The sequence below is a fragment of the Flavobacterium tructae genome, assembly GCF_001853485.1.
Classification (GTDB): Bacteria; Bacteroidota; Bacteroidia; order Flavobacteriales; family Flavobacteriaceae; genus Flavobacterium; species Flavobacterium tructae.
This window is the reverse complement of sequence record NZ_MIKE01000022.1, coordinates 590,244-605,749: the sequence shown is the minus strand read 5'-3', so window position 1 is coordinate 605,749 and position 15,506 is coordinate 590,244. Positions and strand designations below refer to the sequence as shown.

Annotated in this window: 13 protein-coding genes; 1 reads left to right on the top strand and 12 read right to left on the bottom strand. The window is 35.6% G+C overall.

Features of this window, described 5'->3' with window-relative positions; translation table 11 throughout:
* Nucleotides 1-67: 67 nt before the first annotated feature.
* The 12 genes from rlmF to trmD form a co-directional block, all read right to left on the bottom strand.
* Nucleotides 68-1,027, bottom strand: a complete 960-nt coding sequence (gene rlmF, locus BHE19_RS10325) for a 23S rRNA (adenine(1618)-N(6))-methyltransferase RlmF (protein WP_070907033.1) — start codon at nt 1,025-1,027, stop codon at nt 68-70.
* A 63-nt stretch (nt 1,028-1,090) separates the two neighbouring features.
* On the bottom strand, nt 1,091-1,753 hold the full coding sequence (locus tag BHE19_RS10320) for a thiamine diphosphokinase (RefSeq protein WP_070907032.1): 663 nt from the start codon (nt 1,751-1,753) through the stop codon (nt 1,091-1,093).
* Between the two features lie 142 nt (nt 1,754-1,895).
* A complete protein-coding gene (locus BHE19_RS10315) occupies nt 1,896-4,436 on the bottom strand; it encodes a T9SS type A sorting domain-containing protein (RefSeq protein ID WP_070907031.1) in 2,541 nt (846 codons plus the stop codon).
* Between the two features lie 95 nt (nt 4,437-4,531).
* Nucleotides 4,532-4,972, bottom strand: a complete 441-nt coding sequence (locus BHE19_RS10310) for a DinB family protein (protein ID WP_070907030.1) — start codon at nt 4,970-4,972, stop codon at nt 4,532-4,534.
* A gap of 4 nt (nt 4,973-4,976) precedes the next feature.
* Nucleotides 4,977-5,459 (bottom strand): GyrI-like domain-containing protein, encoded by a 483-nt coding sequence (locus BHE19_RS10305; protein WP_070907029.1) that lies wholly within the window; start codon nt 5,457-5,459, stop codon nt 4,977-4,979.
* Between the two features lie 10 nt (nt 5,460-5,469).
* Complete coding sequence (locus BHE19_RS10300) at nt 5,470-6,291, bottom strand: DUF4249 domain-containing protein (protein WP_070907150.1); 822 nt, start codon at nt 6,289-6,291, stop codon at nt 5,470-5,472.
* A 37-nt stretch (nt 6,292-6,328) separates the two neighbouring features.
* Nucleotides 6,329-8,710, bottom strand: a complete 2,382-nt coding sequence (locus BHE19_RS10295; RefSeq protein ID WP_070907028.1) for a TonB-dependent receptor — start codon at nt 8,708-8,710, stop codon at nt 6,329-6,331.
* A gap of 219 nt (nt 8,711-8,929) precedes the next feature.
* Nucleotides 8,930-11,152, bottom strand: coding sequence for an NADP-dependent isocitrate dehydrogenase (locus BHE19_RS10290; RefSeq protein ID WP_070907027.1), 2,223 nt, complete (start codon nt 11,150-11,152; stop codon nt 8,930-8,932).
* 280 nt (nt 11,153-11,432) lie between these two features.
* On the bottom strand, nt 11,433-11,783 hold the full coding sequence (gene rplS, locus BHE19_RS10285; RefSeq protein WP_017495434.1) for a 50S ribosomal protein L19: 351 nt from the start codon (nt 11,781-11,783) through the stop codon (nt 11,433-11,435).
* A gap of 226 nt (nt 11,784-12,009) precedes the next feature.
* Complete coding sequence (locus tag BHE19_RS10280; RefSeq protein WP_070907026.1) at nt 12,010-13,140, bottom strand: agmatine deiminase family protein; 1,131 nt, start codon at nt 13,138-13,140, stop codon at nt 12,010-12,012.
* Nucleotides 13,141-13,253: 113 nt separating this feature from the next.
* Nucleotides 13,254-14,078: an AraC family transcriptional regulator gene (locus BHE19_RS10275; protein ID WP_070907025.1), complete on the bottom strand. Its 825-nt coding sequence runs from the start codon at nt 14,076-14,078 to the stop codon at nt 13,254-13,256.
* Nucleotides 14,079-14,180: 102 nt separating this feature from the next.
* On the bottom strand, nt 14,181-14,861 hold the full coding sequence (trmD, locus tag BHE19_RS10270; RefSeq protein WP_017495431.1) for a tRNA (guanosine(37)-N1)-methyltransferase TrmD: 681 nt from the start codon (nt 14,859-14,861) through the stop codon (nt 14,181-14,183).
* Nucleotides 14,862-15,120: 259 nt separating this feature from the next.
* On the opposite strand from trmD, the gene BHE19_RS10265 reads away from it, so the two are divergent.
* Nucleotides 15,121-15,450 carry a hypothetical protein gene (locus BHE19_RS10265; RefSeq protein ID WP_070907024.1) on the top strand — a complete coding sequence of 110 codons (330 nt, stop codon included), beginning with the start codon at nt 15,121-15,123 and terminating at the stop codon, nt 15,448-15,450.
* The last annotated feature ends 56 nt before the right edge of the window (nt 15,451-15,506 follow it).

The window sequence follows — 15,506 nt, the reverse complement described above, 5'->3', positions numbered from 1 at the left end:
TAAAGGTACAAAAATGGCAACTCTAAAAAGTATCAGAATTTTATTTTAAACTATTAGAATTTCAATATCAGGCATTTTCAAAGTTCCAGGCCTTTTGTTGGTTTTCACTTAAAAAAGTCCAGGCTACAATTCGGCTTGTTTTTTGGCCCTGAGCCATATCAATTGTTTTAATATCGACCGCATTTACTTTGTTTAATGTTTTGTAAATGCTGTAAAGATTATCTCTTTTGGATACTAAAGTGGTGAACCAGAGACATTGTGTGGCATATTTAGCGCTTTCGTAAATCATTTGAGTGATAAAACGAAGCTCACCTCCATCACACCATAATTCCGCATTTTGACCTCCGAAGTTTAAAACAGGGTTTACTTTCTTTTTGTCCTTCGGGTTTAAATTAGAAACTTTACGAACGGTACTTTTATTGGCTTCTTCTGCCGAAGCATGAAAAGGCGGATTGCACATCGTGAACGTAAAACGATCTTCGGGAGTAATGATGTTTTTAAAAATAAAGCGCGATTCTGTTTGTTGCTGAAGGCTAATGGCTTCAATTAGTTTTGGATTTGCTTCAATAATTTTACTGCAGTTTTCGATTGCTTTTCTATCGATATCTGTTCCAACAAAGTCCCAGCCGTAAACAGCATTTCCTAAAATAGGATAAATGCAGTTAGAACCCGTACCTACATCTAAACCTAACACGGATGATCCCTGAGGAATAGTTCCGTTATTAGTTTCGGCCAGTAAATCGGCCAGATAATGGATGTAATCTGTTCTTCCGGGAATTGGCGGACAAAGATAGTTTTTAGGAATGTCCCAATTTTGTATGTCATAATAGGTTTTCAGTAAAGCTTTGTTGAGCAGTTTTACCGAAAGGGGATTGCTGAAATCAATAGTTTCAATTCCGTGATTATTTACGGCAACCTGCGCTTTTAATTCAGGGCAATTTGCAATAAGAAGTTCGAAATCATAACGTGAACGATGCAGATTTCGGGGATGTAAATTGTTTTTTTCGGAATTGTCTGTTGGTTTCATTTTGTGAATTTGGGTGCAAAGATAGTCATTCCTTTTTTGTGATTGCATTCAGAACAACAATCCTTAATCCATACATTCCATCAACAGTAAATCACCATCGGTATGGATAATGGTTACCAGACCATCCTGAAGAACAGAATTGCTGCTTCCGGTTCTGTAGCCAATGGTTAAGGTATCGTTTTCAAGAGGATATTGTAAATTGGTCGAATAAATTCCGTTAACTACCCCAATCGGAATCAAGGAAATAGGAGTTTTTGCGGTGTACCACTTTTCGAATTTTTGAGGGAGTAAGAATACTTTCGAATGATCGTCCAGTATAACAATTTTAAGCAAATCGCGGTAGCGGGCAATATTGGTGATATTGGTTATGGTATGGTCCGCACGTTTTCCGGTGGCCCAGACAACATTTACAGCAGGGATTTTTCGATCGATTAAATAATCAAAAGCTTTCTCCAGATCGGTTTTGTCCTGATCGGGTGTATGAACAATTTCGATAGGATATTGTGTGGTCTTGTATATTTCAGGATCAAAACCACGGTCGAAATCACCCAGAAGGACATCGACTTTAATGCCCAGTTCAATTACTCTTTCAATGGCTGAATCAAGTACAATAACCAGAGGAGACCATTCCAGTAATTGTCCTAATAATTCCGGATGGCATGCTGCTCCGTTGGCGATAATTAAAGCGGGTTCCTGGTCGTCGCGTACGATATGGTGTGAAGACATTTAGTTTTTAATTTGAAATGTGCTGCAAATGTACAAAAGTTATGAGCTGTAAAAGATCAGGCAAATAACTAAATTATTTGGAATGGAGATTTTACGAGAATAGGGGAGCAAAAAAAATGCTCTCAATTAAGAGAGCATTTGGTTAATTTTTTAAAAATTTGTTTGTTGTTGTTCCTTTGTTTGAATTTATTTTAACGAAGTAAATCCCTTTACTCAATTCCGAAACATTGATGTTCGAGAAGTTTTTTATGTTTTTGGTATCTAATACAGATTGTCCAAGTGTATTATAAATTTGTATTGATTTTATAGATAGATTTTCATCTGACGAAATGTTCAGTACATCTTTAACCGGATTAGGAAATAAAACAAGATTAGAATTGTCATTGTTTAAGAAATAATCGGGTGTATCCAATGTGCTTTTAGTGCCAAGTAATCGGATTGTTCCATTAGACCAGTTGTTTTTGTATTTTACAAAATTACCTGTTACCAAAAGTTTTCCGTCTTTTTGAATTTTAATGGCAGTGATGTTACCATCAAATCCTTCACCTGAATCAAATGTGGTGTCAATTTCTCCATTTTTCTCTAATCGTTTAAAGTCATTTATTTGATAATCAGTGGTGCTGTTTCGATTAGTAAAAAGTACAATTTGATCATTAGACTGTATTTCCATACCTCGTACAAGATGCGCCACATAAGTAGAATTATATTCAGTAAATGATGCATCTGTAGAGCCATCCGTATTTAAGCGTTTTAGGACACAACTCTTTTCTGTTATAGAATTAAAATTTAGCTGACCCGCGATGATGATTTTTCCATCGGATTGTATGCCTGTAGTGTAGATAAATCCGGTTAGGTTTTCATCAGGACGGAAAGTATTGTCAAATGTTCCGTCACTATTAAATCTTGCAATTCGATTGATTTTTGTTTCGTTATAAGCAGTAAAATTACCGGCTACAATTATTTTTCCATCTTTTTGCACTGCTGAAGTGTAGCAGAGATTGTTAAATCCTCTGACTGAAGCAAAGCTAAGATCTTTAGAGCCATCGCTGTTTAATCTTGTAAGACTGTCCTGTCCATCCGAAGTAACTAAGATTTTTCCATCGGAAAGCAATATTAAATTGTATATGCGTCCAAGGTAAATAGGGGCCGAAAAAGAAGCATCTATTGTAAAATCATCATTGTATTTAACCAAACTACTTACGCCTGTAGATTCAATTTTATTTAAGATAACTTTACCATCTGGCAGAACAATTCCTTTTCTAAAGGTATTTTTTTCGCTTTTAGGGGATGTAAACAGGTTTTGGTATAAATTTTTATTCTGAGAAAGCTTGCCATTTTTGTTTAGCAATTTTATACCATCATGATATTTTGTATTAAAGGTACTTTTGCTATTTCCCAGAACAAGAATGTCGCCATTCGGTTTTTCTAAAATATCATTTCCGGCATAAAAAGTACTTGGTTGTTCTTGTGCGTTAATTTCAGAAGTAGTTAAATCTAATTTAATAAATCGGTTAAAAGAAGTACTTCCTCCTGTAAAGTTTACAATATTCTCCGTGCAAACTAATAATTTATTATCCGGGCACAACAAAATTTTATTTGAATTTGTGTTTGCGTCTAATTTTGCTACAACTGTATTATCAATAGAACCATCATTATTAATGAGTGTCAAATCGCTTTTTAGTATTTTATCATTCGAAAGAAAAATAAAATCTTTTACTGTTGCCATTGGGAATCCGGGTACAACATATTTAAATGATGTATCTTTCGATCCGTCGGTATTGAATCTCATAAAACCGGAGGTCCCAATATATTTGAATGTACTGTAGCAACCGCCAAATAATATTTTTCCATCTTTTTGAATGCCCAATTTACAATCGTACATACTATCATACCCAACAGTATTGTTGGAACAAATTCCTCCAAATCCTTCTATAGCAGTGAATCCTGAATCTAAAGTACCATCAGAATTTAGACGGTCAATTCTATAACTTGTTTCTTTGTTGAATGTATTCTCATAGGCTCTTACTACTTTACCATCAGTTTGCAGTTCAAATTTGAAAATATTATAAGGGTAACCGGAGCCTGGTTGAAAAGTTTTATCCACAGTACCGTCAGCATTTAGGCGCAGCATATTGCGGCCAGTAAATTTTTGATAAATAGAAACATCAAAAACTCCCGCTATTAGTATTTTTCCATCCGGTTGTATTTTTATGGAACGTATAATTGTAAACGTAAATGAATTGAATCCTTTATCAGAAAGATTAAATGTATTGTCAAGAGTGCCGTCGGCATTTAACCTGATTATTTTGTTTACCGGTTTTCCATCATAAGTTGTAAAAGCGCCACCAATCAGAATTTTTCCATCCGGTTGTATTGCTAAACCTGACGGTGCAGAACTAAACCCTAAGCCAGTTTTGAACGTTTCATCAAGAGACAAATCTTTATTTAACCTCAAAATATTGTTGCCTTTTACTGCATTCTTGTCATTGTACAATTTATAAGAACTGGAATTTCCAACCAAAACTATTTTCCCATCAGGCTGTAAAGCAAAATCTTTACTGAACAAAGTTAAACTGGGAAGATAATCTTTGGTGTCAAAATCCGGGTCAATATTTGAAGAAACTTGAGCATTGCTCGATAGTGATATAAAAAAAAGAAATAATAAGAAGTAGTGTTTTTTCATAAATAAATTTTTGTATCAAATATATTGTTAATATTTTATTTGTACAGACAAAAAAACAATTGTTTCTTCTTATTTTTTGTAGCCTTAAATTTAAGTTATAATAATCTTCTGTGGTAATTGATTTGCCCTAAATGATAGGCTAAATGGGTAGAAAGATGCACTAAAAAGAAACCGGTTGTCATTTCTTTTTCGAAAACAATTTGCGGATAAATAAGCTCTAAATCGGCTTCGGTTAGGCTATCAAAGGTGTTGTTTACCACCAAAATAGTATGCTCAATTTTGCTGATGAGCTCAGATCTTGGAATATCTTTCAGGGAAAATTCCAATGGACGATCACGAACATAATCTGTTTTTCCTAATTCGGCGCCAATATAAGTATTTATGTTTCCCATCAGATGCAAACAAAGATTTCCGGCTGAATTGGAAATATCCGGTGCAATTGTCCAAATCAGAGCTTCGTTTTGATAGGATTCGATTTCAACTTTTAATTTGTTCAGGTCTCTGTTAAAAAGAATTTTTAAGGTATCGATCAACATGATTTTAAGCTTTTTGGGTTATCGGAATCCAGATTTCTTCTTCGGAATCCGGATCTTCTTTTTTGTATTTTTCACCCATTATGGCAAAGTGCGGTCTTTCATCAACCGTATACGCTGAATTGGGGAGCCAATCTACAAAAATTTCACGATACGTTTTGTGGCCTTCACTTTGAGGGCCTTTATGAACAAAAACGGCATACAGTCCCTCAGGAATTACCAAAGATTTCATTTCCTGTGGCACTTCATCAAATGCAGAGACTTCGACTGCGGCCCATTTTTCGAAGGTATTTCCGGGATCAAAATTGTCAAAATGTGCCGTTGGAAAAACTTCCAGAGAATACAAGTCGGCATCGACCATGTTTTTAATTTCTTTTCGTTTCGGCATAAACGAACTCCATAATTCATGAGTTTTGTTTTCCAAAAACGACATTATTACGTATTTACCAATTAGTTTTTTTTCGGATAAAATCTGAATTCTGGCTTCCATTTTTTACTGATTATTGAATTTTATATTTTTTGTAATCGGTTTCACTAAGCGAAAAATAACCTAACGGAAAATTAGCTTTATCGGCCGTATTGATAATATTTCCTCTTACGGTTGCGGGAGGAGACTGAAAAGGTCCGCCAACATTGTTTCCGGCAATACTCACCAGAATACTCATATAATTGTAATATTGTTTAGAGATGCCGTAATGCGTCATTTCGACTTCATTACCAACTTTTAAATCGTCATCATCTGAAGTGCTGAAATATTCATTTCCCTGAAAAAATTTGTCTTCAGTAACGTAATAAGTTGAAGTAATTTTCGTCGAATATACATATTTAAAAAGATAAAAATTATCGGCATTGGCAGGATCGTTAAAATAAGCACGGGTTTCCACTTTTTTTCCTGATAAACCGCCCTGATTGTTTTGCTCCACCCGGTTTATGGGAGCGACTGATTTCATAGATTCAGTGGCAGTATAAGTAATTCCGCCGGAAATCACCGTTAAGGTATAGAGTTCGTCGATTACCGGAATAAAATTTGAGCAAACATAGCGTCCGGTTTTCGGAACTTCACTAAAATTGAACTTTATGTTCTGGCTGTTCGTGATAAATACGGTTGCACCCGAAACAATTGGAATAACATTTTGAAAATAACCTGTAGTGGTGGTCAGTTTTATGGTTTGTTGCTTTCCTGTAGTTCCTTTTTGCCAGTTTATTGCCGCTTCTATAACTAATTTTGGCGGAGCAGTATCCAGATTAACATCCACAACTTCTTCACAGGCGGTGAAGAAAATGGATATAAAAAGGACAATTAATAGAGTTGCTTTTTTCATGATCGGTCTTTTATTTTCTTTGGAGGGAAAGGAGGTCTTAAAATTTAAAATTATAGCTAACAGCAGGAACAATTCCGAAAATTGAAGTTTTTACGGCTTCATTTGCAGCGGTATCAGTATTTTGGCGGAAATTAATCGAGGCTGCATTCTGGCGGTTGTATAAATTGTAAATACTAAAAACCCATTCTGCTTTCCATTTTCTGTCTTTGTTTCTTCGGGGTGTCAAAGTTGCCGAAACATCTAAATGATGATAGGCCGGCAAACGGTTGTCGTTTCTTAAACCATAGCTAGGTACCGTGATTCCTAAATACTGATATTGCCCATTTGGATAGGTAACAGGCTGTCCTGACTGAAGCGCAAAATTAGCTCCAAAAGACCATTTCTCGTTCAGGTTATAGGCTGATGTTACGGCTAAATTATGCGTTTTATCATAGGCAGAACTGTACCATTGTCCGTTGTTGATACCGATTTCCTCGGAAGTTCTTCCCGGAGTCTGCTGTTGTGATTTGGATAAAGTATAGGAAATCCATCCGTTGAATTTGCCTTCGTTTTTCTTAAGCATAAATTCGACACCGTAAGCTCTCATTCTTCCGTTCAGAACTATTTGTTCGATCGCATCATTAGCGATCAAATCAGCACCATCGATATAATCGAGTCGGTTTTGAATCTTTTTATAATAGGTTTCGACTTCAACGGTATAGGCGCCATTATTAATATTTCTAAAATAGCCCAAAGCAACCTGATCTGCAATCTGGGGTTTGATGTAGTTGTCACTAGGCATCCACACGTCAAGCGGAGTAGGTGATGAGGTATTCGAAATCAATTGAAGATACTGCGCCATGCGGTTATAGCTTGCTTTAATAGCCTGATCGTCGTTTAACTGATAAGAAACCGAAAGTCGCGGTTCGAAATTGTTGTAATCCTGAATGACCTTGTTTTTACCGAAGTATTTTGTTGAGACAGGGATTCCTTTTTCGTAAATCTGCATATTATTATTGAAGGTTACAGCCTCATTATTGTTGTAATAATTAATAGTAGAAGTACCTAAGCGGTAGAAAAGACTGTAGCGCAAGCCATAAGCAAGTGTGAGTTTTTTGGAAAGCTGATTCTCGGCTTCGATATAAACTGAAGGTTCAAAAGCATATTTTTTGTCCAGCTGGTCCGGATTAATTCCGGATTTTTCATTACTTGGTTTAATGGTTCCGGGATTAAATTCATAGTAAATTCCGTTTAAACCATAGTTCAGTTTGAATTTATCCGAGACATAGTTTTTGAAATCATACTTGATGTTATAATTTTTAATTCCGGAGTCCCATTTAAAGCCTACAAAATCTAAGTCAAGACCGTAATAGTAATCGCTGTAAATTAGAGATAAATTGGCAAATAGCTTATCAGAGTACAAGTGATTCCAACGCAGGTTTAGGGTCGAATTTCCGTAGATATTGGTAAAACTCTTGTTCAGACTAAATACGTCGCGGCCAAAATAACCCGATAAATACAAGCTGTTGTTTTCGTTTAGCTTATAACTCAATTTAGTGTTCAAATCATAGAAATAAGCAGCGTTGTTTTTTTGATCTTCGGATAACTTTAGAAATAAATGAGCGTAAGAAGCTCTTCCTCCAATCAGGAAAGAACCTTTGTCTTTCACTAGCGGACCTTCGGCTAAAATTCGACTTGAAATTAATCCAATTCCACCATTGACGTGAAACTCTTTGCTGTTTCCGTCTTTTTGATAAATGTCTAAAACAGAAGAGGCTCTTCCGCCATAACGAGCCGGAATTCCTCCCTTATATAATTTTAAATCTTTGATGGCATCCGGATTAAAAACGGAGAAAAAACCAAATACGTGAGAAGAATTAAAGATAGTAGCTTCGTCCAGCAAAATCAAATTCTGATCGGCACCTCCGCCACGTACATTGAACCCCGAAGCGCCTTCACCTGCATTTGTGACTCCCGGGAGCAATAAAATTGATTTTATGACATCGACTTCACCCAAAACAACCGGCATTCTTTTGATGGTGGCAATAGAGAGTTTATTGGCACTCATCTCAGGCGATTTGATGTTGATTTTACTTTTATTATCGGTAATTATGACCTCTTTAAGTTCTTCACCGCTTTCGGTAATGGCAAAATTATTTTTAGTGTTTTGATTTAAAGCAATGGTTTTTTGAAGAGTTTGATAACCAACATAGCTAATTTCAATTTGATGCTCTCCCTTTGGAACAGTTAGGGAATAAAAACCATATTCATTGGTGGTAGTGCCAATTTTTAAGGCTGGAATATAGAGGTTTACGCCAATTAAAGTTTCATTGTTTTTAAAGTCGGTGATGGTACCGCTCAGTGTAAATTTTTCCTGAGAAAATGATGTTAGAATAGTAAAGAAGAAAAATAAAAAAGCAGTTATTTTTTTGGTGGTCATTATCTTGGTTTTGAGTTACATAGTTAACGATTCTTGTTAAATATTTTTGCACAACAATTGTTAAACATAAGTTAAGAATCACTTTTTCTCTAAGGTTCAAAGGTACACAGGTGCGGAGGTTCAAAGTTTTTTTTTAGTTCAATTCATAAAAAAAAGACAACTGTTGAAAGTTGTCTTTTTAGTGAAGAGATGTTTTTATCTCTCTATTATTTTATACTGCTATTTTATTTGAGCAATAATAGAGTTGAATGTTTCGCTTGGTCGCATTGCTTTGCTTACTAACTCCGGAGTTGGTTGGTAATAACCTCCAATCGTTTGAGACTTTCCTTGTGCATCAATTAATTCAGCATCGATTTTAGCTTCGTTAGCTTCAAATTCAGCAGCAATTGGAGTGAAGATCGCTTTTAATTCAGCATCTTTGTTTTGAGCAGCCAAAGCCTGAGCCCAGTAGTATGCAAGGTAAAAATGAGAACCACGGTTGTCAATCTGACCTACTTTACGAGCTGGAGATTTATCATTGGCAAGGAATTTATCATTTGCCTGATCTAAAGTTTCAGACAGAACAATTGCTTTAGAATTGTCTAAAGTTTGTCCTAAATGCTCTAAAGAAGCACCAAGCGCTAAAAATTCTCCTAATGAATCCCAACGTAAATATCCTTCTTCTGTAAATTGCTCTACGTGTTTTGGAGCAGAACCTCCGGCACCTGTTTCAAACAATCCACCACCGTTCATTAACGGAACGATAGATAACATTTTTGCAGAAGTTCCTAATTCCAGAATTGGGAATAAATCCGTTAAATAATCACGTAAAACGTTTCCGGTTACAGAGATGGTGTCTAAACCTTTGATGATTCTGTCTAAAGTAAATTCAGTAGCAGCAACTGGGTTTAAGATGCGAATATCCAGATTTACGGTATTGTGATCTTTTAAATATTTTTGAACTTTTGCGATCAATTCTCTGTCATGTGCTCTGTTTTCGTCTAACCAGAAAACAGCAGGAGTATCAGATAAACGAGCTCTGTTTACAGCTAGTTTAACCCAGTCCTGAATTGGAGCGTCTTTGGCCTGACACATTCTGAAAATATCATTAGTTTCAACGTTTTGTTCCATTAAAACAGTTCCTTTGTTGTCTGTTACACGAACAACTCCGTCAGCTTTAATTTGGAATGTTTTGTCGTGAGATCCGTATTCTTCTGCTTTTTGAGCCATTAAACCTACGTTAGGAACACTTCCCATTGTTTTAGGATCAAAAGCACCGTGTTTTTTACAGAAATCGATAGTAGCCGTGTAAATTCCAGCGTAAGAGCGATCCGGAATAACTGCGATTGTGTCTTGTTGTTTACCTTCTTTATTGTACATCTGTCCTGAAGTACGAATCATTGCCGGCATAGAAGCATCAACAATTACATCCGAAGGTACGTGTAAGTTTGTAATTCCTTTATCAGAATTCACCATTGCCAAAGCAGGACCGTTTTCGATTGCTTTAGTAATGTCAGCTTCCACTTCCGCTTGTTCAGGTCTTCCTGCAATTTTTGCATAGATATCACCTAAACCATTTCTGGTGTCAATGTTTAATTCTGCAAATAAAGTTTCGTATTTTTTGAAAAGATCAGCAAAGTATACTTCAACGATAGCGCCAAAGATAATTGGATCTGATACTTTCATCATGGTTGCTTTTAAGTGTACCGAAAGTAAAACACCTTCTTTTTTAGCATCAGCGATAGCATCAGCAGCAAAAGCTTTTAATTTTTTTACACTTAAAACAGAACTGTCAATGATCTCACCTGCTTTAAGCGGAGTACTGGCTTTTAATACAGTAGTTGTACCGTCTTTTGCAACGAATTCAATTTTTACATCGTTAGCTTCTGCAACTGTAAGCGATTTTTCACTTCCGTAGAAATCACCGCTTGGCATTGAAGCTACTTTTGTTTTAGAATCAGCAGACCAGGCACCCATGGAGTGTGGATTTGATTTTGCAAAGTTTTTTACTGCTCGTGGTGCTCTACGATCAGAGTTTCCTTCACGTAAAACCGGGTTTACAGCAGAACCTAAAACTTTAGCATATTTTGCTTTAATTTCCTTTTCGGCATCATTTTGCGGATCTTCAGGATAATTTGGAATTCCGTAACCATGTGACTTTAACTCAGCAATAGCCGCTTTTAATTGCGGTACCGATGCAGAAATGTTTGGTAATTTGATGATGTTAGCATCAGGCTGTGTTGCCAACTGACCTAATTCAGCCAAGGCATCTCCGGTTTTTTGAGCAGCTGTTAGAAGCTCAGGAAAATTAGATAAAATTCTGCCAGCCAAAGAGATGTCTCTGGTTTCAATAGCGATACCAGCAGTACCCGTAAATGCTTGAACAATAGGTAAAAAAGAATAAGTCGCTAACAAGGGCGCCTCATCAGTTAAGGTGTAATAGATTTTCGAATTCTGTGTCATTTTTTTTTTTTTTTATAATCGTATCGCCAGAGAATGGCAATGTAAAAGGTATAGTCGGCTCAGAATGAGCGGAGCAAATATAATAAAAACAGTCCGAAAACGGTGTAGTTTTCAGGAGAAATGCCGAAATTATCAGATTGTTATTTCGGGGTCGTTAAATTGTCAAATCGACGATTTTGGTATTAAAAAATTACGGTTTTGGCATTCTGAAAATGAAGTCCAAAAAAAAACTCGTTTCAAATGATATGAAACGAGTTTTTTATAACCAATAGATAAATGATTATCTTCTTTTATCTTTAATCTTAGCTTTTTTACCAGTAAGTTCTCTGAAGTAGAAAATTCTAGCTCTACGTACAGCTCCTTTTTTGTTGATTTCAATTTTTTGTAAAGCTGGTAAGTTTACCGGGAAGATACGCTCAACTCCAATAGCTCCAGACATTTTACGAATAGTGAAAGTTTCTGTGTTACCAGAACCTCTTCTTTGAATAACAACTCCTTTAAAAAACTGAGTTCTTGTTTTTTCACCCTCTTTAATTTCGTAGTAAACTGTGATAGTATCTCCAGCTCCGAAAACAGGGAAATCTTTTTTAGCAACGAATTCGTTTTGAACGAACTTTAATAAATCTGCCATGATAATTTTTATTATTGTTTATTTAGAGTAACATTCACGTATTTCGCCAGAGGTTAGTCTAATTCGGGTGCAAATGTAAAAAATAATTGTAAATTATGAATTATAAAATGTAAATTATTTTAAGTTGCTGATAAATTGAAGGTTAAGAGTTTCAGGTTTCAAGTTTCAGGTTTTGATTACGGATCATAAGAACCTGAAACTTGAAACCTGAAACAAAAGAAACTTTTTATTTTGGCTGCTGCTGCGTCACACAGTGGATCATTCCCCCGTTAGCGTACAAATTACGAACGTCGATACCGATTACTTTTCTGTTAGGATACAAGCTTTGAATCAGTTGATTGGCAACAGCATCATTAGGATCATTGTAATTAGGAACCAATACAACCGTGTTTCCAATGTAGTAGTTAACATAAGAACCTTTGTAGCCTAATTTTTTTCCATAGGTCGTTATCACTTTGTTTTGAGTCAAAGGCAGTTTTAGGAAATTGTATTTTTTACCTTTTAAATCTTTTGAATTGTACAAAGTAGGAATGTCTCCTTCTGGTACTTCCCAGTACAATAAATCATCTTCGCTCATCGTTACGATGGTGTTGTCATTACCAAATCGTGCAAACCCGTCAATGTGCATGTCGGTAATTTCTTTTCCTGCTTTTCCGTTAAGCCAGATGAAGTTAGACACTCCTAAATATTTTTTAAAAATGGCTTCAGCTTGTGCCTGACTCATTCCAGGATTACGATTTGAGTTCAGAATTGAGCTTTTCGTAGCTAATAAGGTTCCTTTTCCATCTATTTCTACAGCTCCGCCTTCGTTGATCATGATTGCATTCAAATCTACAACAGTTGTGTTTTGATCTGCGGCAATTTGTGCTGGTATGGTGTTGCAATTTTTAAAATCAGCTTTTTCTCCCCAGCCATTAAAGCCCCAGTCCTGAATTACCAGTTGATTGTTTTTGTCTTTTACATAAATAGGTCCATTATCTCGTACCCAAACATCATCCGTTTTATAGATTTTAAAATCGATGGCAGAAAGAGAAACTCCTGCATTTTGTAATAAAGTTGTAATTCTGTTCTTTTCGTTGGTATTATAAGCAACGATATGCACCTTTTCACTTGTCGACAATGATTTCGTCATAGCAACCCATGTAGCATCCAAATCATCTCTATAGTTAATACCGTATTGATATTGGTGTGGCCATTGCAGCCAGGTTCCTTCATGCGGAGCAGATTCTTCAGGCATGGCATACATAATCTCACTTTTAATGGATTCAGTTGGTTCGTTAGGTGTTGCAGACATTCCGTCTTCCTGACAGGAAGTGAATAAAGGAAGTAGTACTATTGGTAGAAATAATTTTTTCATCTTAATTTGAGTTTGTTGTGGATTAACTTGTTTATTGTCATTGTGTTACTAGTGTTTTGACGAGGCAAAGATAGTATCAAGCGATAAACGGTTAGTTGTCCAAAATGGACAAATCAAATAAGCGGAATAAAAATCGCTGTGAGATAGTCAGATTCGTTATCACAATTGTCGCTGGTTTTTAGGTATTGTTCAATAACAGGCAAATGTGAAAGTTCAAAATCATGGGTTAGAAACCAACCGCCAAAGATTTGATTATACGTTTCTTCAAGGGTGTTGTAGCTTCCATGGTGAAAAAAGCGAGCATATTTGCCTCCAAAAATTTGCTTCTTTGGAAGATTTTTAAGAACAGCAGTTGTCGCAATGCAGGCTTCGTAAGTACAATTTATTTTTTCGGTAATTAAAATGTCATCCGTTATAACTCCGAAGAAGCGAGCATCCGTCTCAGGGAATTCATTTTTTAAAAGAGTGTCCCAAAGATTTTCTATTTCCGGATTAATATAATGCGTTTTGGAGCTAAGGTAATAAACAGCTGTTTCAGGAATTACAAGTATTTCAGGCTTTAAAAAGGAGGTAAAAGATTGAAGAATACCTGTATCGTTTAATAAAAGTTCTTTTTGATTGCGGGCTAGTGAAGGAGCACAGTCGAAATGTTTTTTGAAGGTTTTTGAAAAAGACTGTACATCGGCAAAACCTACTTCAAGTGCAATTTCTGAGATTTGTTTGTTGGAGTAGATCAGTTTTTTGTATCCGTTTTCTACTTTCAATCGGGTTTGATAAGCGCCGATGGTTTCATTAAATAAAGAATAAAAAATGCGTTGCAAATTCCTGTAGGAGTAACAGGAAATACGCTCCAGAGAATTTATTGAGATGATTTGATTGTAATTCATCTCAATATAATTCCGTGTATTATAAATATGTTTCAGATTAAAATCGCTCATTTTTTATCTTTTAGAAAGAAGTAACAAAAAAGATAACGATAATTACAGCTTTCAAGTATGATGGAGAAGAATCACTAAAAATAAATGAGAAGGGAATATTTTTTATTTTTCTTCCAATAAATCCGGGCGTCTGTTTTTAGTATGTTCGTAGGCCATATCCTCGCGCCATTTGTCAATTTTAGCAAAATGTCCGCTCGTTAATACTTCGGGCACTTTCCAGCCTTTATAATCTGCAGGTCTTGTGTATATAGGGCCCGAAAGCAGATTGTCCTGAAAACTATCAGTCAATGCTGAAGTTTCGTCGCTCAAAACACCGGGAATCAATCGGATTAAAGCATCAGATAATACTAAAGCGCCTAATTCTCCACCGGATAACACATAATCGCCAATTGAAATTTCTTTGGTAATAAAATGGTCACGAACACGTTGATCTACCCCTTTATAATGTCCGCAGAGAATGATAATGTTTTCATACATCGACATTGTATTGGCCATTTTTTGATTTAGAGTTTCTCCATCAGGTGACATATAGATAATTTCATCATACTCACGCTGACTTTTTAAATGTGTGATACAGTCATCAATAGGCTGAACTGTCATTACCATTCCGGCACCTCCGCCAAACGGATAATCGTCAACACTTTTTTGTCTATTTGTGGTGTAATCACGCAAATTATGAAAATGAACTTCTACTAAACCTTTGTCTATGGCACGTTTCATAATCGAAGCCTCAAACGGACTCTTTAATAATTCAGGTAAAATTGTAATAATGTCAATTCGCATTTTTTTTCTTCAATAGTTCTAAGATGCAAAGATACAAAGTTAATTTTTGTGAATTTTCAAGATTTGAAAATGAGAGAAAATAATTAAGAGACTGCTCAGAATGAATTATTAACGGGTGTGTTATTTGATGATTTGTATTTAAGTGTTTGTGATACAGTTAAATATGTGACAATTATATAACATAAAGCAGTCAAAATGTAAAAAAAAGATGCCTAATTTTAAGTAATATTACGATTCAATCATCAAAAAATAAAATCCCATGAAAAAGCTATTAGTAGTAACTGTTCTATTGATTTTACAGGCATGTTCAACAGCTAAAAATGCAAACGATCAATGGATTGGTCAGTCTAAAAATAATCTTATAAAGGCGTGGGGACCTCCCATACGTACTATAAACAATCAGGATCATGGGGAAATATTAATTTATGCAGATCAGGTATATGCAAATACAAATACAAGTGAAGGTACCAGAATTGCGGGTTTAAACTATTGGAATTACACTTATATATACACCCATAAAGACGGGAAAATTTATTTGTATAAAACCGATAAACAACAGCAGCCGCCACAAACGATTGCTGTAAAATAAACGGATTGATTGTTTTTTATCAGAAAATAGCGCTGATTTATTACTGCGGTGAAAAT